The 632-nt window shown below is 46.7% G+C and carries 1 protein-coding gene; it reads left to right on the top strand.

The window, feature by feature from the left end:
• Positions 1-632: SprB repeat-containing protein (locus ABS766_RS16745; RefSeq protein ID WP_408086342.1), on the top strand; the 632-nt coding region annotated here is incomplete at both ends.

The following is a 632-nucleotide window of genomic DNA, read 5'->3' as shown; positions in this document are numbered from 1 at the left end:
TCGGCTGGTACATGGACGGTAACGGTAACCGATGCTAACGGTTGTACCGCTTCTCAGAACTTTACCATTACACAGCCAGCTACAGCTTTAGGAGCTTCGACTGTGGTAGAGAGTAATGTTACTGTAAATGGTGGTAGTGACGGATCAGTTACTATTAACATTACAGGTGGTACAGCCACATTTGAATATACAATAAACGGTACGACGTATAGTGGAGTACCGGATAGTTCACTATATGTTTCTGGATTGGCAGCAGGTACTTATCCCATTACCGTAATTGATGTTAACGGATGTACAGCAACAACTTCAGTAACTATAACTGAACCAGCTGCGTGTACCCTTACAGCAAGTATGACATCTCAAACCAATATTGCCTGTAACGGAGGGGCAACAGGTTCTTTAACAGTTGCTCCTACAGGTGGTACAGCACCATATAGTTATTTATGGAATGATAGCGCAGCCCAGGCTACGGCAACAGCTACAGGGCTTAGCGCCGGAGCGTATAGTGTAACAATAACCGATGCTAACGGCTGTACCGCTACAGCCACAGCTACTATTACACAGCCCGCCGCCGCCTTAAACCTTACCCCGGCATCGCAAACCAATATTGCGTGTAACGGAGGATCAACGGG

This window comes from Flavobacterium rhizosphaerae (assembly GCF_046000445.1).
Lineage (GTDB): Bacteria > Bacteroidota > Bacteroidia > Flavobacteriales > Flavobacteriaceae > Flavobacterium > Flavobacterium rhizosphaerae.
The sequence above is the reverse complement of the archived record's forward strand: the minus strand, read 5'-3'. Positions and strand labels throughout refer to the sequence as shown.